The following is an 18,357-nucleotide window of genomic DNA, read 5'->3' as shown; positions in this document are numbered from 1 at the left end:
AAGCTGCCATCCTAGGACCGACGGCGCCCCGAGGAATCAGGAGTGCTGGCCGACAGAGAAAGCGCCGCAACCAGCAGGGTGACCATTGCCGGCGCTACATTCATCGGCGGAGCCAACACGTCCCCACCGTCGCCCGACCTCGGGGTTGGCTCGTTGGCAAAAACAGCTGCAATCGCGCGCGATTCGTCGTGAAATAATCGCGGAACCTGTAACCGGGACCGTCATGCCGTCGAACTCATCTCGGATCACCTCAGGGTCCGAACAAATGGGAGACGGATATATGTTGCGCGTTGGTTTTCGTTCTTTAGCAGCTGCGTTGCTTGCAGTTTCTGCGCCGTCGGCTCTCCTATCCTCGACCGCCGTGCACGCGACCGTGCCAGGTTCAACCTTGGCCGTGAACGTCGACCAAGATGGCCTCGCGATGCGCGGTTATGATCCTGTCGCCTATTTCGATACCGGCACGCCGACGAAAGGACTCGCCAGCCTCGATGCGAGCTTTGACGGAGCCCGCTATCTTTTCGCGAGCGAGGAGCATCGCCAGCAGTTCATGGCCGATCCGGCAAAATATGTGCCGCAATTTGGTGGTTTCTGCGCGATCGGAACTTCCTTTGGCGAAAAGGTCGATGCCGATCCAGAGACCGGCCGCGTCGTCAACGGCAGGCTCTATGTGAATTTCAATGAGAAGGCGCAGGCGCTGTTCAACAAGGACGTGCCAGGCACCATCCAGCGCGCTGAGCAGAACTGGCCCACGGTGAAAGACGAGGCGCAGTGAGCGGGCGAGGCATTGTCTCGCTTTCAATTGGCCAGTGCCTGCTCATCTTGACGTTGCTCGGGGTCGGCGGTGTTTCGGCGAACGCCCGGTTAAGGCCGGACCGTGCCGGACCAGCGGCATTCCCGGCGCTAGTTGCGGACAAGGGCCGGACAATCAAGCTACAGTCGCTCCGCGGTCATGCCGTCATCGTCAATTTCTGGGCGAGTTGGTGCGTACCCTGCCGGGCAGAACTGGCGAGTCTCGAACGGCTTGCTGCAGCGCGAACTGGCAAACTGATCGTGATCGCCGCCTCGGTCGACGAGGATTCTCGCATGGGCAAGGCTGCCTTCGGCAACACCCGTCCGCACTTGCGCCTGGCGTTCGCTTCTCTCGCGGCCGTCCAGAACTACGGCGCACTCGGGATGCCATATTCCGTTATCCTCGATGCGAAAGGCGCAGAAGTTCAGCGGGTGACGCGCTCCATCGACTGGACCGGCCCTGAGGCGACCAAGATCCTTGCACGCACGCAATGAACGCAAGCGATCCGGATATCGGATCGCGTAGGCTCCCGGTGCACAGAGAGAGAGCAATCGAGGCGAATGAACGATGGCCATGCCTTGGTCGAGCGAACTTACCGAGATTGGGCTATCGCTGACCCCGCATCGAATCTTGTTCGGCACCATTTGCACCTTCGTCATGGGATATGCCATCCAGCGCGGGAGCACCTGCCTCGTTGCAGCAATCGAGGAACTGCTTCACATGCGACGAGGCTCTCGCCTCGCCGCAATCGCCGAAGCATCGATCTGGGTTGCGGGTGGGATGGCGATTGCGCGGCTTGCAGGTTTCGCGGTGACCGTACCACAACCTTCAACGACGGTGGCCTGGGCAATCGCCGGAGGGCTTTTGTTCGGAGCGGGCGCTTGCGTGAACGGCGCCTGCGCGTTTGGTACTGTCGCGCGGCTGGGCTCGGGGCAATGGGCCTATGCCTTCACCCCGATAGGAATCCTCGCAGGCGATATCGCGTTCGTTCATCTGCACCGGATGATGGCGGCGGGCATGTTCAGTGCCTCGACTGGCCTGATCGAGCACGGTTGGCTGCTGGCGCCGATCATCGGGCTGCTTGCATGGCGTGCTCTTGGCGTCGGAGGAGCACTCGCCAGACGTCCGCTGGTCGCACACCCATCGACCGCGCACCTTGCCACGATCGGAATTGCCCTGACCTTCCTCGCGATGTTTTTGACGGTCGGCCCCTGGGCGTACACGGACGTTATTGCGGATATCGCACGCAACGGCGGCAGCACCCGTGACGGAAGGTGGATATTGATCGCCAGCCTTTTCGCTGGTGCGGTCTTCGGCGGGTGGCATGGTGGCCGGCTCCGCCTGCAATCGCCGAGCGTGAGAACCGCCCTGCGCTGCCTCGTCGGGGGCGCGTTGATGGGCTGGGGAGCCGATTTGATTCCCGGCGGCAACGACGGCTTGCTGCTGATCGGTATGCCCCTCCTGCGCCCTTATGCCTGGATCGCGGCGGCAGCCATGGCGGCGGCGATACTGGTCCTCCTCACTATTTCGCGGCGTTCGCACAGCGGTATCGCTGCGGGGTGACGTCTTGGTCCGTCACGCGCCACACGCAAAATCGTCATCCTCCAGAGCCGTAGCCGTAACCGGAAGAAGCGCGCGGTCGAATATCTGATTGAGCGCGCCGAATGTGAGAGCGCTTAGTTTAAGAGAGGAATGTCAAATGCTTGTGCGCGACGTACTCAATAACAAATCGAGCAATGTTCATCAGATCATCATGACGGCAACACTATCGGCGGCCGCAGGTCTCATGTCCTCCTCCGGCATCGGCGCGCTCGTCGTCGAAGACGCCGCCGGCAACATGAACGGTCTGATATCGGAGCGCGAACTCACCGCCGCTGTCGCCCGGTGGGGCAGCGATGCTCCGCACCGTAAGGTGCAGGACATCATGGTCAAGGAACCACTGGCGGTGCGTTCGACGGACACGCTAAACGTTGTCACGACGGCCATGACGCATCTGCGCGCGAGGCACGCGCTCGTGATCGACGAGGACAAGCTGGTCGGGATTCTCAGCATCGGCGATGTGCTGAAGTTTCGTCTCGACGAGAAAATCCAGGAGAACCTCGTTCTTCAGGATATCGCGCGTTGGCGCACTGCGGCCTGACGGCGCGTGGCCTGTGACCGCTGTCGACAAGAGCCCCCCGAGCGGCTCGCCAATGAGCCAGCGCTGCTTCGGATCAGCCGCGCGTCCACAATTCTCGCCGATCCAGTCGAGTTTACCGGACCGCGCCGCAGCGGCCTTGGCCGAGTTGCTGCCAGTTCTGGGGTGCGGTGAGGAGGCGGCCGGACTCGCGTTCGGCAGCCTCGCCGATTCGGGGATAGCAGACGTCGCGGGCATTGCGGCGCTCAGGTTGATCGCCGACGAAGAACGGGTTCATGATGGTTTGATCGCTTCACTTATGGCAGGGTTGCCCCCGCCGCCCGACGCAACGCGGTTGCGCACCATTTCGAGGCGCTTCCATCTCGAGCTCGGCCGCGGCGATCATATCATGCGGCTGGCGCGGATCACGGCACTCGATTCCGCAGTCTGCCTCATATTGTCGCGATTGCTGCGCCCGGGCACTCCGTTATCGGCCGATCCGGTGATCACCGGCATATTACGCCGCATTGCACGCGACGAAGCGGGCCATGTCCGGCTCACGCGACATCTCGTATGTGATCGAGCTGACGAAGCTACGCTCGTTTGCGTCGGCGTGCATGTTCGCGAAGCCCTCGCCGTCCTGCTCGAGCAAGCTGGCGATGCGTTCGAGGCGCTTGCTTTCGATCCACGCTGGCTACGCGCCGATCTCGCGCGAATCCCTGCCGGCCTGTATCGCTGATGGATCGGCTCGTTCCGCCGGAAACCTGGTTTTCTCACCGGGTAGCCGCAGTGCTTGGAACCGGCATCGCGCTCCCGGGCCCGGCGGTCGCGACAGAACGCCTGCTGGATCAGGCTGGCCTTGAAGGACGCCAGCGGTCGCTTGCGAAAACCGTTGCCGATCGTCTCGGCATTCGAACGCGCCATGTCGGCCGAAGCTGGTCGGCGCGTATAGACGCGCTTTGCGAAGGCGCGGACAATCCGACGCTCGCCGCGCGAGCCATTGGCGCGGCGTTGAACGATGCGGGCCTCCAGGTAAGCGATCTCGGCTATCTGATCGGCCACACAGCGACGCCGGCGCAACCTCTCCCCGGCAATATCACCTTCGTTGCCGATCGGCTGGGGTATCGCGGGCCACATGTCGAGCTGCGCCAGGCATGTACCGGCTTCGCCAATGCGCTGATGATCGCCATGGGCCTGCTGTCTGCCCCAAATGCCCGGCCCGTCGCAATTGTCGGTTCGGAGACCGGGTCCGTATTCCTCGACCTTACGGCGCTCGCCGATGAAGCTGGCCAGATAGTGAACCTCGTCCAGATGGGCGACGGCGCCGGAGCGATTGTCCTTGGACCGCCAGCGCCTGGTGCCGATCGTCTGAGTGCCGCCTGGTTCGGCTCAATCGGGCTCGATCGCAGTCCCGGCTTGCAGATGCGCAATGGCGGCTCGGCCGCGCCCGGCAACAATAGTCGGGGACCACTCGGCTTCGAGCATGACTTCTCGGCCGTGCTACGCGGCGGTGCCGAGCTCTTCGAAGCGGGCATCGCAGCGGCGATGAGCCAAGGGCTCGCGCTTGGCGACGTGGACTGGATCATTCCCCATCAGGCTAGCGGCAAGGTCGGCACGCTTCTGGCGCGCCATCTTGGGCAACCCGAGGAGCGCTTCTTCGTCAATGCCGATCGCCTTGGTAACACGGGATCGGCCGCGATCTGGATCGCGCTTGCCGAATTGAGGGCGAGAGGACTGCCGCGCGGCACCCGAACGCTCGCGCTTGGTGCGGAAGCGACGAAGTACATGTTCGGAGGCTTCGTCCATGAAAGCGCGTGAGGCACCCCTGATTTCTGTCCGCGGGCTTGGAAGGCGTTTCGGCACACGCTGGGTCGTGCGCGACCTGAGCTTCGTCTTGATGCCCGGCGTTATTCTCGGCCTTGTTGGCGCCAATGGCGGCGGGAAGACCACGACGCTCCGGATGCTCGCGGGCCTGACCCGGCCAAACGAGGGCGAAGGCAGCGTGTGGGGACGCGACATCTATCGCCTCGATCGCCAGGCGCGCCGCGACATCGGCTATATGAGCCAGCGCCTGTCGCTCTATCCCGAACTGACGGTGCGCGAGAATCTTGCCTTTCGGGGAGCCTTGCTACCCCCGCCTTCGCGGCCGACGATTGATCTCGCGATCGAGCGATACGGATTGAGTGAGGTTCTCGACACGCGGTTTGACCTCTTGTCCGGCGGCTGGGCACGGCGCGCGCAATTCGCCGCGGTGACACTCCACAGTCCTCGGATCCTCTTGCTGGACGAACCGACGGCTGGCCTCGACGTCCTCACCCGTCAAACGATCTGGCATTGGCTGAGCGAGTTCGCCGACGCCGGCCATGGCGTCATCATCAGCACGCACGATCTCGCCGAGGCGGAGCGCTGCGCGTATATCCTACATTATGCCGATGGCAGGGTGAATGGGCCGATGCCGCCGGCGGCGCTTGTCGTCGAGGCCGGCGCGGCGAGTCTTGAGGACGCGGTGATCCGCCTCGCGACGCGCAGATGAGAGCAAGCCTGCGTGCCACGATCGCGATCTCGAGAGTCGAGCTGTTGCGCCTGTTGCGCTCGCCGACCAGTTTCACGCTGCTGCTGCTCGTCCCCGCGCTGCAAATCCTGCTGTTCGGTTATGCCATCCGGCCGACGTCAGCCGCCGTCGCGGTTGCGATTGCCGGTCCTCCGGCAGGCCAGGCCGATATCGCGCGCCTCGCCAGGGACGCGCACCTCACGCTTGTGGCGCAGAACCTTCGACCTGGCGGCGCGCGTGCCATGGTGGAGGCAGGCAAAGCCTCGATCGGGATCGAGCTTCCTATCGAGCCATTCGCGCCCGTGCGGGCGGTCATCGACGCGAGCGATCCCAATCTGACCGCCGTCGCGGAGCAAAAGGTCAGCGCCATCTATTGGCAGGCTCTCGCAGAGCGGAATGAGGTCGCCGACATTGGCCCCCGGTTACAGATCGATCGCTTGTTTAACCTCGACGCGCGCCCCGATTGGGCGTTCCTGCCAGCACTGGCAGGGACGATCATCATGATCAGCATGCTTATGTTGGGAACGCTGAGCATGGCGCGCGAGCGGGAGACCGGCACGTGGGAAACGCTCGCTTCGCTCCCTGTTGGCCGCGTGGCTCTTCTCGCCGGAAAAACGCTCCCGCTGGCTTTGGTGGGGACCGCGCAGGGGGTGATTGTGGTGGGGCTCAGCATCCTGCTGTTCGATCTGCCGGTTCGCGGCAGTATCGCAGCCTTGCTCGTTCTATTCCCGATCTTCGCATCCGCCCATCTAATCCTTGGCCAGGCCCTTGCCGCCCGTGCGCGGACCCAACTCGCCGCATTACAAGGCGCAATCGCATTCTATCTGCCGGCGATGTTGCTGTCGGGATTCCTCTATCCGTTTTCGACCTTGCCGGTCTGGGCGCAGTGGTTGGGTAATCTGTTTCCCCTGACCCATCTCATCCGGGCGGCGCGCGAAGCGACATTGCGCGGGGGCGACGCCGGTGCCGTCCTTCTTCAAGGCGCATCAATCGTCATGTTCCTTGCCGTCACCCTGCTGGCGGCACTCGCCCAATATCGGTCAAGGCTCGATTGAACCCGGATTGTAACGATGGCGCAGCCGCCATCGAACTATCGAATGGACCTGCGGGCCATACCTATTCAGACCACGAACTCTACGAGGTTACGATGCGGCGCTTCTTCCTGACTGCCAGCTTATTCTCCGCAGCGATTGCGGCCGCGCCAGCGCAAGCTGCGGAGTTCCGCGATTTCGACCAGGTGGCCTTTGCTGCGGCACAGGCGCAGGGCCGCCCCATTCTGCTCGACGTTCATGCCTGGTGGTGTCCGGTTTGCGCCTCGCAAAACCGCACGATCAAACAGACCGCGATGGCGTCCGCCTATGACAGACTGATCGTTTTTCGGATCAACTACGACAAGCAAAAGCCGGTTTGGCAAAGCTTCGGTGTTCGCAAACAAGCGACTCTGATTGCCTTTCGCGGGCGGCAGGAGGTTGGCCGGATTCAATACATGACCAACAAGGACAAGATCAACGCGCTGCTGGCGTCGACTCTTCACTGATCTCGGCGGTGCCCGGACCGCGATGTCGTTCGGCCTGTAACCAGCGCAAGGGCTGCCCCGAAATCTAACAAAGCCGAGGCGTTCGCGCCGTGATCCATTTGCTCCGGCGCCCAGTCATGGTCGCGATGTCCAGGGAGAAACGACGATGAGCAACGCATTGAACCCGGTGCTCGCCTATGCGGCGGGCGCCCTTACCATCCTTTCTCCCTGCGTACTGCCGCTGGTGCCAATCGTGCTGGGAAGTGCCGCGCAACGGCACCGCTTCGGCCCGCTCGCGCTCGCTACCGGACTCGTAATCTCTTTCTCGCTCACCGGCTTCGCCTTGGCGACCGTCGGCGAGGCGGCCGGCATCGACAGCGATACGGTTCGGCTGATCGGCGCGATCGTGCTCATCCTGATCGGTCTCGCGCTGATCATCCCATATTTTCAGCGATTGTCGGAGCGCCTGGCGTCGCCGCTGGCGGGCTGGGCGGGCGAACGCCAAGCCGGACTTGAGAAATACGGCCTTTGGGGGCAAGCCGGAATCGGAGCCCTACTTGGACTCGTGTGGAGTCCGTGCGTCGGGCCGACGCTGGGTGCAGCGACCATTCTTGCATCCCAGGGACAGAATCTTGCCGGCGTTGCGATCGTGATGGCGGCCTTCGGCCTCGGTATCGCTTCGGTATTACTCGTGCTTGCGCTTGCCGCACGGAGCGTGCTCGCGAAGTGGCGCGGCAAGCTGATGAACGCGGGCAACAGCGGGAAGAAAGCGCTGGGAGTGCTCGTCATGGCGGTTGGGCTGCTGATCATCACAGGCACCGACCGCCTCATCGAGGGAGCCATTCTCACCGCTTCGCCCGACTGGCTGACCGATCTCACGACGTCCATCTGACGCTGAAGGTTAGCCCGATCCGAGAGCGTGGCTCGATCAACCCCAGCGCCTACGCCTATCGGCTCGACGATCCCAATGCGCGCAGCATCGCCAGCTCCTGAAGGGCCGATGTCAAATCGAATTCCGGATCGTCGTCCAATGCCCGGCTCCAAGATGATCCTAGTGGGACACCCTTGGTCAGCGCGATGAGGAATGTCGCTCGCGCCGCCTCGAAGCGGCTGACTAGCGCCTCGCCGTCCGCTGACCGTGAGACAAGAACGATCTCGTTACCCGGGCCAGGCGGAGTAGCTTTCAATTCCTCAAGGCTGTCAGGCTCCTGATGAGCCATCCAGATTCGATAAATCGGAAAGGAGGTCGTGATGGTCGCCGCACACGGATGGAGGTTCACCACCAGCTCCATGAGCGCGTTCGGCGAAAGCAGCGTCAGCGCCCGCAGGTCGATTGCCGGCGCATCATCGGAGAAGGCCGCCCGGATCCGGGCCCATTCCAGTTCGGCGATATCGGCGAGATATGGCAATGTCGATGCGGGCTGATATGCCGAAAGGAATTCCGGGAAGCCGCGGCCATAAGCGGTCAGCCACGATTTGGTCGGCGGAGAATTGCTGACAAAGCAGCGCGCCGCCTCGACGAAAAAGGCATCCCCCACCAGCGCGCGGACCACCGGGAAACTCTGCTCAAGCGCTAAAACTAGCGAATTTCGGATGTTGCGAGCGTGAATGGCATAACCTCGAGTTGCCGTGGACGCGCTGAAGATGGGCGCGTCCGCAAACAGCCTTTCGGCAAAGCGTGACTGAAATTCAGCGAGGCGGCGGTCCGTCATCGCGCTGCCGTCCCGACAATCTCACTGGCGCGGTCTGCTTCCGCCAGCAGCGCGCCAAGCGGCGGCCAATTGCAATCACGCTCGATGATCGTCGGCCGGGGGCCAATGCGCGCGACGAGATCGGCGTAGAGCATCCACACACCCTCTCCGATGTCGCTGCCATGCGTATCGACCAGCAAGCCGCTACCGGCAGCATCCGACTCGTGGCCCGCAAGGTGGATTTCGCCGATTGATTCGAGCGGAACTTCCTCCAGCCAATCAAGCGGAGACCGACCCAGATTGCCGGATGAGACGATCAGATTGTTGAGATCGGCAAGTAATCCGCAGCCGGTCCGCTCGACGAGCCGCTTGAGAAAGGCGCCTTCGCTCATCGTCCCGCCCGGCACATCCAGATATGCGGAAGGATTTTCGATCAGGATGCTTCGGCCGAGTCGGCGCTGCGTGTATTCGACATTGCGCGAGACGACATCAAGCGTCTCCTCGCTCAACGGGAGCGGCAGGAGATCGTTGTAATAGATTTCTCCAAGCCGGCACCATGCGAGGTGCTCCGAGATCTGGCACGCACCGACACCATCGACGAGCGCGGCGAGACGCTCAAGATGGTCCTCATCGACTGGCCCGGCCGAGCCGAGCGATAGCCCCACACCATGTACGCTGATGGGATAGCGGTCCGCGATCGCTATGAGCGAGCGATAACGGGGGCCAGAGCGATCAAAATAGTTCTCGGCATGAATCTCGAGCCAGTCGACGGCGGGGTCGTTCTCGGGATCGCTGAAAGCAGCATGATAGGGGCCGCGCAATCCGATCCCGACCCAGTCGATGCCTGGTGCCCGATGCATCAAGATTTTACGGGCCCGGTCGATCCTCCGGCGATCTTCTTGCATGTCCCCGCCGGCACATAAATCCAGGCATCGGCTTGACGGTCGGCTTTGGACGTTCCGCCGCAGGCGTTCGCCGGCCCGAAGCAGTCGTTTTCACCCGCCTTCACGACGCCATAGCATTTTTCGAATTTGTAGGTGGGCTTGGGCACGTTGACCTGGCCGTGCGCGGCATTCGCCGCCATGGTGACCGCGGCGAGAAGCCCGGCGGCACTGACGATAGTGGTTGCCTTGTTCATCGATTGTCTCCCGGTTGAGAAAGTCAGTAGAATGAGAAGCGGGCGCCTGTGAGGAACACCTGACCCGATTGCCGCAACCGATCAGCTGCGCTCACAGTGCTTGCGAACCGATAGAGATAGATGCCGGCGAAGAGTTTTACGTCCGTATGGAACTTCTGCCCCAACAGATCGTGATTGCGATCCAGTAGGTAGGACGCGCCGAGTTCACCGATGTCGACAGTATCGCGAGAGACGATCAGCGTTTGGCTGTCCGCTGTCGCGTGCTGATAATATCCGCCGAAGGTCCAGGGGCCACGCACGTAATCGGCGCTCGCGACAATTCCATAGGGTCTGGTCGCACGGCGCAGGCCGGCGGGCGCGCGCGCGACCCGGGACCAGCCATCATAGGTTCCGCTGATTCCGATCGAGACCGTGTCGCGGAACGTGGCGCTGATGCCGCCGCTCAATGAATCGGACCGCCGGAGCGGCGCGAGTGGCGTTGCGGGCGTGTCAGCAGTGGCGCGCGAATAGGTCCCACCGATCGAGAGATCGAGCAACTCGGTCCTGTGGTTCCAGACAAGCGCCGCCTGAACCACGTCACGGAATCGGCCCTCCGCCATCGAAGGGGCGATCGTGCCACTCTGTGCCGTGGTGCCATTGGCGACTTTGAAGCCCGAAGGCCGCACTGTTTCGGGCGTATACGAAACCGCGCCGTAGAACCCGCCCTTTGAGCGCGGCGAGAGATAGATGATCTTCGGCGACGCATCGCCGTAGAAACGTGCTGCATAGCCCAGGTAGGTGAGCGCATTGACCCGCGATCCCAATCCGCGGGGCAGGAAGCTGGTCGGCAAGCGCCCATTCGGATCGAGGCGCGCGCCCGATTCCGGGCCAAAGCCCGGCGTCGTGAATGCGATCTCGGAGGGAGTAAAGCCGACAAGGCTTTGCGGGAATCCTGCCCGCTCGCCGATCTCGATCCGCCCGAAGTCACCGATGACGAACAGGCTCACCTCCGGGACTGACAGTCGATACGACGAGGAGGTATTGCTTGCCAGCCCTTGCACATTGGCGACGCCGCGAAATGCAAGGACCGTCCCTCCAGTGGTGCGGTATTGGGGTGTGATCTCCGCTTCGGCCTCGGCTAGACCGCCCCCGCCCGCGTCGGGCTGGGCCGTGGCGTCAGCGAGAGTGCCGTTGGCATAGCCACTGACCTTCAGCGCGAACTGTCCGGGGGCAGCGGCTGCCTGCGCGTTTGCACTTGCTGGGACAAGAAAGCCCGCGCAGCCCGCCGCGACAAATCGCACAAGATGCGTGCGCCGACGATGCCGGCCCCGAAAGATACAGAAAACGCGCATGTTCGGATGTTCGGGACAACTGTCAAAAGGTTACAGAAGCCGACGAAAAGCGCTCGTTCGTTGCGCCACTTACGCCATTGACCTTCAACCGCCGAAGGGACCGCCGCCGTAACCAGATGCGTCATCACCGGGCTCGATGCCGACACAGCGCGAGGCACGCCGACCTTGGACCAGCCAGCAGCACAAGTAAGTCTCGCCGAGCAGCGAAGGCCGATCGCCAGAAGATGGCTGCTCACGCCATCTGAAGTTGCGGATCATCCGTTAGCGTGCCTGATCGTCCGAAACTTGCCTGCCGTTGCGAATCGTCTGGAATCATTCTGACGATAAGGCACACATGAAGTAGCTATGGAACACTCGGCGCTTGATCAGATTCTGGCCGTCCTCGCGGTGGACGTGAAGGAATTCGCGATATGCGAATTTGCATCGAGCTCGGCGATCGAGATTCCGCCGCTCGAACAGATCGAGGTCCATTTCGTGCTCGCGGGCAGCTTGCACCTCAAGATCGGCGACGACCCGATTATGACGGTTCCGCAAGGCGGGATTGTTTTAGTCCCGCCTTTAATCAGGCAGGTCATTGGCGGTTCGCCAGCACCCTCCAGCATGTTCAGTCCGTCGGAAACCTGTAGTCGGCGGCGCGATGGCTTGATGCACTACGATGCTTCCATGGGCGAGCCTGCGAGCGTGCTGATCGCATGTGGGCAGATAACGGCAGATTTCGCGGGATCGTTCGGCCCGTTTGATGGGCTGAGGGAGCCAATTTATTCGTTGCTCGCCGATGAGCCCTTCGCCCGCAGCGCGTTCGAACGGATATTGCTCGAGACTCGGATCACATCGATCGGGAGCAAGGCGCTCATTGCCTCGCTCATGAAAAGCTGTCTGATTCTCGCGATCCGGCGATTTGCGGAGAAGCAAGGATCGCGGAGGGCGTTGCCTGGATTATTCGAGGGTCCGTCGCTTGCGCGCGCCGTCGCCCAGGTCATGGAAAATCCGGCCGCCAACCACACTCTGGTGGGTCTCGCCCGGAGCGCGGGCATGAGCCGTTCCAAGTTCGCCAAGATGTTTGCCGAGACCGTCGGATCTCCACCGATGGAATTCGTGGCCCGCACACGCCTCGATCATGCTCGCAATCTGCTGCTTTCCACGCAGCTTCCGGTGTCGATCGTCGCCAATCGCGTCGGATTCATCAGCCGCAGCCATTTCAGTCGCGCTTTCCGGAATACCTTTGGGATGGACCCGACAAAAATGCGGAAAGCCCGAGACCATCAGGAGGTTGTTGATGCGTAAGGGCGTGGCCGGCGCCGCGGTTCGTCCAAGGACTGCCGCGCATTTTTCGCGGAAGCCGAGTGTAACCCGCCAGCTAGTTGTATCGAATACGTATCCGTGCGCCTTGACCCTCGCCCCCAGACCGCCCGCCGGACGGCCGAACTTGCCCGATTCATCCCGGCGCCAGTCATGACCGCAGCCGAGGAAGAATGGGGACGGCTGATGGTTGCGGCCCAGCAGGGAAATGCCGGGGCATATAGGCGGCTCCTCGACGAACTGAGGAAGTGGTTATGCCGGTTCTATGCCCGTCGTCTGCCGCCGGCCATGGTGGAGGACGCAGTGCAGGATACGCTGATCGCGATTCACGAAAAGCGCCATACTTATGACTCCGAACGCCCGTTCAAGCCATGGCTCGCTGCGGTCGCCCGTTACAAATGGATCGATCGCCTTCGATCGATGGGTCGAGCGACAATGGAGGAACTGCCTGACGACATCGCCATTGAGGACCATGAGAGCAGCGTGACAAGTTCCGTCATCTTGACTCAGTTGATGACCAAACTGAAACCCGCTCAGGCCGAAGCTATTCGACTGGTGAAGATCGAGGGTTTCTCCGTCGAGGAAGCGTCGGCACGAACTGGCCAATCCGGGTCGCTGATCAAGGTCAACATCCATCGCGGGCTGGCGCGGTTGGCCACGATCGTTCAGAAGCAGCCCGATGTCGAGTGATCTTCTGCTAGATCGACTGGTTGACGAACTTCGCCCCGTCCGCCCGTCGAATCCGCGTCGCCAGCTGGCGATTTTGCTTTGCCTGGCCGCCGTCGAGCTTGCCGGTTTCCTGGCGCTTGGCACGCTGCGTCCCGACGTGGCGGCAGCGCTTGGTCGCGCAGCATTTTGGTGGAAGATGGGAGGCCTCGCCCTGTTGGCGGCGTTCGGCGTCCACATCGCTCTCGGTTCGTTCAACCCTGTCTCGTCGCCGCGCTCGGGGCTGCGCCGTTGGGCTGTGCTGGTCGCCGGTCTCTTCCTCGTCGGCTGGGTCATCGATGTCGCGGGCCAAGGCACGAGCGCGCTTGTTGCCCGCCTGATGTGGCGCATGGGCGTCGAATGCCTGACGGTGATGACGATCTTGTCGATTCCGCCAATCGTCGCGCTTGGCCTGATGATGCGTCGCGGCGCACCGACGGACAGACAAGCCAGTTCCGTCGCGGTGGGAGTTGCCGCGGCGACATGGGGTGCATTGATCTTCGCCTTCCATTGCCCCAGCGACGATCCCTTCTACATCGTGTTCTGGTATTCGCTCGGCGTGTCAGCGATTACGTTGATGGCGCGGGCGGTGCTCCCACTTGTCTCTCGCTGGTGATCCAATGTGCGAATGCCTTGCCCTAAACGGGCTTTCGCAGCCTGTCTAAGACCGGGCGACGTTCGTCGTGGGCACCACGCGCGCGAAAGGTGATCGTCTTTCCCGACTGAGCATTCCGGCCGATGCCCATGGATCGCTATAGCCGAGCCGCCGCGAGGAGGCCGACCCTTAATCGATGAACGCGCAGCAGTGCGTGCCGCCAGACCTCACCGGGATGTCGCTCGGCCGATTTTCCTTCGCCTTCGCGACGCACACGAGAATAGGCGGCACAAACAAATGCCGCCCGCCAGCGCGAAACTGACGGGCGGCTCGTGATTGTGCTCGGTTTAACGACCGGGCGGTGCCGACGATTAGCCGGCCTTCGGGGTGAGGCTGCCGCCCTGCGCCTTGCAGGCCTTGGCCGAGAGAGCCTTGAAGCCCTGGCCCTTGCAGCTGTTCTGGCCTTTGCAGTCATTCGTGGCGGTCTTGCAGTCAGACGTGCCCTTGCACGAATTGACGCCATAGCAGTGCTGCACCTTGGCCGCCTTTCCGCCTGCGGCATAAGCCGGAGCGGTAGTCGCGAGGCCCGTCAGCGCGAGCATGGCAGCAGCGGAAGCAATGGCGGCGCCGGTCTTGAAGGTCTTCATGGGATACTCCTGAATAGAGATGATGTTTCGCCAAGTGGCATGGCGGTTTTCGCGTTCGATACGACGCCGGTTACAGACTTCGACAAATTCTATTTTTCCTGAGCAAGTGTAACCGCCGGCCAGCCTTCAGCGGACCCGACATCGTGGTCCGACCTAATCAGCCTCCCGGGCCACCGTGCGGCGATCGCCTTTCCGGAGATCGTCGCACGTGAGGCTGATTGAAGGAGACTGTCATGACCAACCGTAAGACCGCCGCGCTCAGCGCGCTGCTTCTCGCCTCGCTCGCCGCCGGTGCCACCAACGCGGCCCATGCTCAGGCCAAGAAGCCGATGGAAAAATGCTACGGCGTCGCCAAGGCCGGCAAGAACGACTGCAAGGCCGGCGCCGGCACGACCTGCGCGGGAACGTCGAAGATCGACTATCAGCGCGACGCCTGGAAGCTGGTGCCTGCCGGCACCTGCGCCAAGATCAAGACGCCCAAGGGCTACGGCTCGCTGACCCCCAAAGCCTGAGGATCAACGCCATGTCCATAACCGCAGGCCTGAGTTTTAAGCTCGAGCATCTCGATGAAGCGCTAACGGCGCGGAACCCAGGCCTGTGGTTCGAGGTGCACGCCGAGAATTACATGGTGGACGGGGGGCCGCGGCTGCGGGCACTCATGACGCTCGCGGCATGTTTCCCTATTTCACTGCATGGCGTCGGCCTTTCGCTCGCCTCCGTCGAACCCCCTACGCCGGAGCACCTGGCGCTTTTGCGGCGCCTCGTCGATCGTATCCAACCCACCGCTGTTTCCGATCACCTGGCGTGGCAGAAATGGGAAGGAGCGCATCATTCCGACTTCCTGCCATTTCCCCGCACACGCGAAGCGCTCGGCATCACGGCCGACAATGTCGCGCGTGTCCAAGATGCGCTCGGCCGCGCCATCATGGTCGAAAATCCATCGCTTTATGTCGATCTGCCCGGACACGAACTCGATGAGGCGGACTTTCTGTCGCAGCTCGCAGCGCGGACCGGCTGCGGCCTTCTCGTCGACGTGAACAATATCTACGTCAGCGCGGCGAACCTCAATTTTTCGGCAGAGTCCCGCATCGACGCAATTCCGGCGTCGATCGTGGGGGAGATCCACATCGCTGGCCACCGCCCCGATCCCGATCCGGACAGTGGGCTCTTGATCGACAGCCATGACGCTTCGGTGGCTGACCCTGTCTGGCTGCTCTATCGGCGGTTGATCGAGCGGATCGGCCCGCGACCCACTATCGTCGAACGCGACGACGACATCCCCCCGTTCAACGAGCTGATGATGGAGCGCGATCACGCGCACCGCCTTCTCGAACAGCGGATGCCGGCCAATGCTTGATGCCCGCTCATTCCAGCATGGCTTCGGCGCGATGCTTGCCTCGCCAGAACGGGCGCCCGATCCGGCGATCAGACGCGCTCTGGCCGTGCATCGCAACACAGCAACCAAGGCCGCGCGCGATGCCTTGTTCGCCAACTATCCGGTCGCGGCGACCCTCGTCGGCGACGATGCTTTCGCAGCCTGCGCGACGGCCTATGTCGAAATGTCCCCCCCGGCGGAAGCACGCCTCTGCTTTTATGGCTCCAGTTTTCCGGCATTCGTCGACACTTGGAGTCCTTTCGCCGAGGCACGCTATCTCGGTGCCGTCGCTGCGCTTGAGCGGTTGGTGACGGAGGCGCTTTTCGCCGCGGACGCAGACGCTCTCGATCCCGAGACACTCGCGGCGGGGATCGATCCAGACGCGCCGCTGAGCTGGCACCCGGCAACACGGATCGGACGGAGCCTGTCGCCCGCAGCAAGCCTATGGCTTGCGCATCAGGCCGACGCGCCGCCCGAAGCCCTCGATGAGGTGCTCTGGACGCCGGAGCAGTTCCTCATCACGCGGCCGGCCGACGCAATCGAGGTCCGGGTAATCGACGCGCCAATGCGTGCCTTCCTTGCAGGCTCAACGCTTGCGGTCGCGGCGGCGAACGCTGCCGACGAAGACGGCGATGTCGCCACGATCTTCGCAACCTTGCTTTCGGCCGGCGCCTTTGCCGGACACATCCAACAGGGAGAAAATCCATGAACATTTACGCCCGTATCGGCCAAAAACTCGACCAGCTTCCAGGCTCGATCCTCCTTTTGGTCGCCCGCCTCGGTGTTGCCGGCGTGTTCTTCATGTCCGGCCGCACCAAGGTCGACGGTATCCTTCATATCACCGACAGCACCTACTCGCTGTTCGAGACCGATTATCGCATCCCCTTGATCCCGCCTCACATCGCGGCCCATCTCGCGGCTTATCAGGAGCATCTGTTCCCGATCTTGCTGGTGCTCGGGCTGTTCAACCGTGTCGCGGCTCTGGGGCTGCTCGGCATGACGACGGTCATCGAGGTGTTCGTGTATCCCGACGCCTGGCCGACGCATTTGAGCTGGGCCGGATTGCTCCTCCCGATCATTTTCCGCGGCGGCGGCAAGTTTTCGCTCGACCATCTGCTCGGGATCGATCCGGCACGCGGAAAGCTGAACAAGGATTATGCGGCCGATTGATATCGGCTCATCGTCAGTGTTTTTCCTCGTAGTTGAGGCTGGGATCTATCATCGCTTCATCCCGGGCAGCGGAAGTTCAACGCTGCTCAAGATCGGCAAAAAACTTCCGGGGACAGTAACCTGACTATCCGTTCCATCGAATACCATAGTGTCGCGGCCGTAACCCTCCCTTCAGCCGACGACGCCGCTGCCCGATGGGCGGTGACTCCTGTCGCTCAACAGTGGCGGCAGTCCGTAAGACGATGCCGGGCCGGATTGCCCCTGCGGCCCGGCATCGCGATACGCCCCAGAACCGCGCGCTCACTATTTCCCCGGCCGGGCCCACCACACTGCGCCAATCAGATCGACTGTGGATCCGATCCGTTGATGATCGTCACCTGACTCCTCCTCCCGTCAATTATGATTATAGTCGGCAATCCCGGCGAACGTCGGCCAGGGTTCTCGCTCCGGCCTACCGCGGCGGGAGCGTTACCGTTCGCCGCAATTCAGCTAACTGAGCGTGACTATCGAAGGAGATCGCGCCATCGCCGAGCTGGATTATGCCAAGCTGACGGAACAGGTCGGGGAGATCGGGGACCACCCGCGTGTCGGCGAAACGGGTATAGAGGTCGATCAACGAGTTTGCCCCGATCGCCTGGTCGCCGGCCGTCATGAGTTGCTCGGGCGACCAATCCATCGTGTTTCCACCGCTCGCGCGATTGATACGACGAAGCGCATCACGGAGTGAGCGCTTGCCCATGGTATCGCGATAGATGGCGATCTCCGCCAGCAGCCAGAATGCGGCACCGCCCCAATAGAGCCGGCCCCAGGCCCGGGTGCCATCCATACCGCCATCGGCAGGCTGTGGACTGCCCTTCGGCAACCCCGTGACCAGCTGACGCCACACGTCCGCCGCCGGGATCTGGCCTGCCATCACACGCGCGATGGGCTCGACATAGGTTGCGTTTCCTTCCTGTAGCCATAGCGCGCGGCGAGGCAGGTCGGGAAGCGCCGTATGGACCATTTCATGGACCAGCACCCAGTCATTGCGAAAGGCCGTGCTTGTGGCCCCAGTCCCGACATGAATCCTGGTGGCGGAACCGGCGTAGCCGAACGTGGTCGCGTGGCCGACCTTATCGGATGAGTCGGCGATGATGAGCAGACCGAAATCCTCGACGGGGAAGCGTCCGAAATAGGCCGTAACCGCAACGGCTGCCGTCTGTATCCATGCCAGGACCGGGTCGCGAACGAGCCCGGGCGCACCATCGGCGAAAACGACCCGTATCGTCCCGCCACCGATCCTCAGCACCTGCTGAGGTTGGCGGCCGAGCGCGGCATACATGTCGTCCGGGTCTTCATAGCTCGGAGTCGCGATAGCTCCGGCCAAGGAAGTGCCGCCGATCGCGACAGCCCCGAGGCTTGCAATGACGGCGCGGCGATCGAAGCGCATGGCG

At 62.6% G+C, this 18,357-nt stretch carries 23 protein-coding genes; 17 read left to right on the top strand and 6 right to left on the bottom strand.

Annotated elements, in window-relative coordinates; all coding sequences use genetic code 11:
* The first annotated feature begins 145 nt into the window (after positions 1–145).
* From LQ220_RS17395 to LQ220_RS17350, 10 genes are all read left to right on the top strand, one after another.
* On the top strand, positions 146–772 hold the full coding sequence (locus LQ220_RS17395; protein ID WP_230189406.1) for a YHS domain-containing (seleno)protein: 627 nt from the start codon (positions 146–148) through the stop codon (positions 770–772).
* Positions 769–1,284 carry a TlpA disulfide reductase family protein gene (locus LQ220_RS17390; RefSeq protein WP_230189405.1) on the top strand — a complete coding sequence of 172 codons (516 nt, stop codon included), beginning with the start codon at positions 769–771 and terminating at the stop codon, positions 1,282–1,284. The genes LQ220_RS17395 and LQ220_RS17390 overlap by 4 nt, the downstream gene beginning before the upstream one ends.
* 73 nt (positions 1,285–1,357) lie before the next feature.
* Positions 1,358–2,353, top strand: coding sequence for a YeeE/YedE thiosulfate transporter family protein (locus LQ220_RS17385; RefSeq protein ID WP_230189404.1), 996 nt, complete (start codon positions 1,358–1,360; stop codon positions 2,351–2,353).
* 136 nt (positions 2,354–2,489) lie between these two features.
* Positions 2,490–2,930 (top strand): CBS domain-containing protein, encoded by a 441-nt coding sequence (locus LQ220_RS17380; RefSeq protein ID WP_230189403.1) that lies wholly within the window; start codon positions 2,490–2,492, stop codon positions 2,928–2,930.
* A 52-nt stretch (positions 2,931–2,982) separates the two neighbouring features.
* A complete protein-coding gene (locus LQ220_RS17375) occupies positions 2,983–3,645 on the top strand; it encodes a 3-oxoacyl-ACP synthase (RefSeq protein WP_230189402.1) in 663 nt (220 codons plus the stop codon).
* On the top strand, positions 3,645–4,724 hold the full coding sequence (locus LQ220_RS17370; RefSeq protein WP_230189401.1) for a 3-oxoacyl-[acyl-carrier-protein] synthase III C-terminal domain-containing protein: 1,080 nt from the start codon (positions 3,645–3,647) through the stop codon (positions 4,722–4,724). The genes LQ220_RS17375 and LQ220_RS17370 overlap by 1 nt, the downstream gene beginning before the upstream one ends.
* Entirely contained in the window at positions 4,711–5,439 is a 729-nt protein-coding gene (locus tag LQ220_RS17365; RefSeq protein WP_230189400.1) for an ABC transporter ATP-binding protein, read from the top strand. The genes LQ220_RS17370 and LQ220_RS17365 overlap by 14 nt, the downstream gene beginning before the upstream one ends.
* The gene (locus tag LQ220_RS17360) at positions 5,436–6,512 is read left to right on the top strand and encodes an ABC transporter permease (protein ID WP_230189399.1); all 1,077 of its coding nucleotides are present in this window, start codon (positions 5,436–5,438) and stop codon (positions 6,510–6,512) included. The genes LQ220_RS17365 and LQ220_RS17360 overlap by 4 nt, the downstream gene beginning before the upstream one ends.
* A gap of 92 nt (positions 6,513–6,604) precedes the next feature.
* Positions 6,605–6,994, top strand: a complete 390-nt coding sequence (locus LQ220_RS17355) for a thioredoxin family protein (RefSeq protein ID WP_230189398.1) — start codon at positions 6,605–6,607, stop codon at positions 6,992–6,994.
* 145 nt (positions 6,995–7,139) lie between these two features.
* Entirely contained in the window at positions 7,140–7,865 is a 726-nt protein-coding gene (locus LQ220_RS17350; protein ID WP_230189397.1) for a cytochrome c biogenesis CcdA family protein, read from the top strand.
* Positions 7,866–7,920: 55 nt separating this feature from the next.
* On the opposite strand, the gene LQ220_RS17345 is transcribed toward LQ220_RS17350, so the two are convergent.
* Genes LQ220_RS17345 through LQ220_RS17330 form a run of 4 tightly spaced genes read right to left on the bottom strand, consistent with a single transcriptional unit; the run spans position 7,921 to position 11,082 of the window.
* Positions 7,921–8,685 (bottom strand): DNA-binding domain-containing protein, encoded by a 765-nt coding sequence (locus LQ220_RS17345; protein ID WP_230189396.1) that lies wholly within the window; start codon positions 8,683–8,685, stop codon positions 7,921–7,923.
* Entirely contained in the window at positions 8,682–9,524 is an 843-nt protein-coding gene (locus LQ220_RS17340) for a DUF692 domain-containing protein (protein WP_230189395.1), read from the bottom strand. Before LQ220_RS17340 ends, LQ220_RS17345 begins: the two co-directional genes overlap by 4 nt.
* Positions 9,524–9,802 carry a DUF2282 domain-containing protein gene (locus LQ220_RS17335; RefSeq protein ID WP_230189394.1) on the bottom strand — a complete coding sequence of 93 codons (279 nt, stop codon included), beginning with the start codon at positions 9,800–9,802 and terminating at the stop codon, positions 9,524–9,526. The genes LQ220_RS17340 and LQ220_RS17335 overlap by 1 nt, the downstream gene beginning before the upstream one ends.
* 23 nt (positions 9,803–9,825) lie before the next feature.
* Positions 9,826–11,082, bottom strand: coding sequence for a hypothetical protein (locus LQ220_RS17330; protein ID WP_230189393.1), 1,257 nt, complete (start codon positions 11,080–11,082; stop codon positions 9,826–9,828).
* A 396-nt stretch (positions 11,083–11,478) separates the two neighbouring features.
* On the opposite strand from LQ220_RS17330, the gene LQ220_RS17325 reads away from it, so the two are divergent.
* From LQ220_RS17325 to LQ220_RS17315, 3 genes are all read left to right on the top strand, one after another.
* A complete protein-coding gene (locus tag LQ220_RS17325) occupies positions 11,479–12,417 on the top strand; it encodes an AraC family transcriptional regulator (protein WP_230189392.1) in 939 nt (312 codons plus the stop codon).
* 168 nt (positions 12,418–12,585) lie between these two features.
* A complete protein-coding gene (locus LQ220_RS17320; protein ID WP_230189391.1) occupies positions 12,586–13,122 on the top strand; it encodes a sigma-70 family RNA polymerase sigma factor in 537 nt (178 codons plus the stop codon).
* Complete coding sequence (locus LQ220_RS17315; RefSeq protein WP_230189390.1) at positions 13,112–13,753, top strand: DUF1109 domain-containing protein; 642 nt, start codon at positions 13,112–13,114, stop codon at positions 13,751–13,753. The genes LQ220_RS17320 and LQ220_RS17315 overlap by 11 nt, the downstream gene beginning before the upstream one ends.
* A 350-nt stretch (positions 13,754–14,103) precedes the next feature.
* Here the strand turns inward: LQ220_RS17315 and LQ220_RS17310 are convergent, their stop codons facing one another.
* Positions 14,104–14,379, bottom strand: a complete 276-nt coding sequence (locus LQ220_RS17310) for a hypothetical protein (RefSeq protein ID WP_230189389.1) — start codon at positions 14,377–14,379, stop codon at positions 14,104–14,106.
* Positions 14,380–14,612: 233 nt separating this feature from the next.
* Here LQ220_RS17310 and LQ220_RS17305 point away from each other — a divergent pair, with 233 nt between their 5' ends.
* Genes LQ220_RS17305 through LQ220_RS17290 form a run of 4 tightly spaced genes read left to right on the top strand, consistent with a single transcriptional unit; the run spans position 14,613 to position 16,924 of the window.
* Complete coding sequence (locus tag LQ220_RS17305) at positions 14,613–14,891, top strand: DUF2282 domain-containing protein (RefSeq protein ID WP_230189388.1); 279 nt, start codon at positions 14,613–14,615, stop codon at positions 14,889–14,891.
* 11 nt (positions 14,892–14,902) lie between these two features.
* The gene (locus LQ220_RS17300) at positions 14,903–15,736 is read left to right on the top strand and encodes a DUF692 domain-containing protein (RefSeq protein WP_230189387.1); all 834 of its coding nucleotides are present in this window, start codon (positions 14,903–14,905) and stop codon (positions 15,734–15,736) included.
* The gene (locus LQ220_RS17295; protein ID WP_230189386.1) at positions 15,729–16,463 is read left to right on the top strand and encodes a DNA-binding domain-containing protein; all 735 of its coding nucleotides are present in this window, start codon (positions 15,729–15,731) and stop codon (positions 16,461–16,463) included. Before LQ220_RS17300 ends, LQ220_RS17295 begins: the two co-directional genes overlap by 8 nt.
* The gene (locus LQ220_RS17290) at positions 16,460–16,924 is read left to right on the top strand and encodes a DoxX family protein (protein ID WP_230189385.1); all 465 of its coding nucleotides are present in this window, start codon (positions 16,460–16,462) and stop codon (positions 16,922–16,924) included. The genes LQ220_RS17295 and LQ220_RS17290 overlap by 4 nt, the downstream gene beginning before the upstream one ends.
* A 451-nt stretch (positions 16,925–17,375) precedes the next feature.
* On the opposite strand, the gene LQ220_RS17285 is transcribed toward LQ220_RS17290, so the two are convergent.
* Positions 17,376–18,353 carry a hypothetical protein gene (locus tag LQ220_RS17285; protein ID WP_230189384.1) on the bottom strand — a complete coding sequence of 326 codons (978 nt, stop codon included), beginning with the start codon at positions 18,351–18,353 and terminating at the stop codon, positions 17,376–17,378.
* Positions 18,354–18,357 lie beyond the last annotated feature (4 nt).

This window comes from Sphingobium sp. CECT 9361, assembly GCF_918741285.1.
In the GTDB taxonomy this organism is placed as follows: Bacteria; Pseudomonadota; Alphaproteobacteria; order Sphingomonadales; family Sphingomonadaceae; genus Sphingobium.
Note: the sequence above shows the minus strand (reverse complement) of the source record. Positions and strands in the feature narration are given on the sequence as shown.

What these genes read in the sequence shown, in the direction of transcription:
- LQ220_RS17295 (WP_230189386.1), top strand. Translation starts at nt 15,729, where the DNA reads ATGCTTGATGCCCGCTCATTCCAGCATGGCTTCGGCGCGATGCTTGCC.
- LQ220_RS17345 (WP_230189396.1), bottom strand. Translation starts at nt 8,685, where the DNA reads ATGACGGACCGCCGCCTCGCTGAATTTCAGTCACGCTTTGCCGAAAGG.
- LQ220_RS17315 (WP_230189390.1), top strand. Translation starts at nt 13,112, where the DNA reads ATGTCGAGTGATCTTCTGCTAGATCGACTGGTTGACGAACTTCGCCCC.
- LQ220_RS17360 (WP_230189399.1), top strand. Translation starts at nt 5,436, where the DNA reads ATGAGAGCAAGCCTGCGTGCCACGATCGCGATCTCGAGAGTCGAGCTG.
- LQ220_RS17355 (WP_230189398.1), top strand. Translation starts at nt 6,605, where the DNA reads ATGCGGCGCTTCTTCCTGACTGCCAGCTTATTCTCCGCAGCGATTGCG.
- LQ220_RS17305 (WP_230189388.1), top strand. Translation starts at nt 14,613, where the DNA reads ATGACCAACCGTAAGACCGCCGCGCTCAGCGCGCTGCTTCTCGCCTCG.
- LQ220_RS17385 (WP_230189404.1), top strand. Translation starts at nt 1,358, where the DNA reads ATGGCCATGCCTTGGTCGAGCGAACTTACCGAGATTGGGCTATCGCTG.
- LQ220_RS17335 (WP_230189394.1), bottom strand. Translation starts at nt 9,802, where the DNA reads ATGAACAAGGCAACCACTATCGTCAGTGCCGCCGGGCTTCTCGCCGCG.
- LQ220_RS17320 (WP_230189391.1), top strand. Translation starts at nt 12,586, where the DNA reads ATGACCGCAGCCGAGGAAGAATGGGGACGGCTGATGGTTGCGGCCCAG.
- LQ220_RS17285 (WP_230189384.1), bottom strand. Translation starts at nt 18,353, where the DNA reads ATGCGCTTCGATCGCCGCGCCGTCATTGCAAGCCTCGGGGCTGTCGCG.
- LQ220_RS17300 (WP_230189387.1), top strand. Translation starts at nt 14,903, where the DNA reads ATGTCCATAACCGCAGGCCTGAGTTTTAAGCTCGAGCATCTCGATGAA.
- LQ220_RS17290 (WP_230189385.1), top strand. Translation starts at nt 16,460, where the DNA reads ATGAACATTTACGCCCGTATCGGCCAAAAACTCGACCAGCTTCCAGGC.
- LQ220_RS17325 (WP_230189392.1), top strand. Translation starts at nt 11,479, where the DNA reads ATGGAACACTCGGCGCTTGATCAGATTCTGGCCGTCCTCGCGGTGGAC.
- LQ220_RS17365 (WP_230189400.1), top strand. Translation starts at nt 4,711, where the DNA reads ATGAAAGCGCGTGAGGCACCCCTGATTTCTGTCCGCGGGCTTGGAAGG.
- LQ220_RS17380 (WP_230189403.1), top strand. Translation starts at nt 2,490, where the DNA reads ATGCTTGTGCGCGACGTACTCAATAACAAATCGAGCAATGTTCATCAG.
- LQ220_RS17350 (WP_230189397.1), top strand. Translation starts at nt 7,140, where the DNA reads ATGAGCAACGCATTGAACCCGGTGCTCGCCTATGCGGCGGGCGCCCTT.
- LQ220_RS17310 (WP_230189389.1), bottom strand. Translation starts at nt 14,379, where the DNA reads ATGAAGACCTTCAAGACCGGCGCCGCCATTGCTTCCGCTGCTGCCATG.
- LQ220_RS17340 (WP_230189395.1), bottom strand. Translation starts at nt 9,524, where the DNA reads ATGCATCGGGCACCAGGCATCGACTGGGTCGGGATCGGATTGCGCGGC.
- LQ220_RS17370 (WP_230189401.1), top strand. Translation starts at nt 3,645, where the DNA reads ATGGATCGGCTCGTTCCGCCGGAAACCTGGTTTTCTCACCGGGTAGCC.
- LQ220_RS17375 (WP_230189402.1), top strand. Translation starts at nt 2,983, where the DNA reads ATGAGCCAGCGCTGCTTCGGATCAGCCGCGCGTCCACAATTCTCGCCG.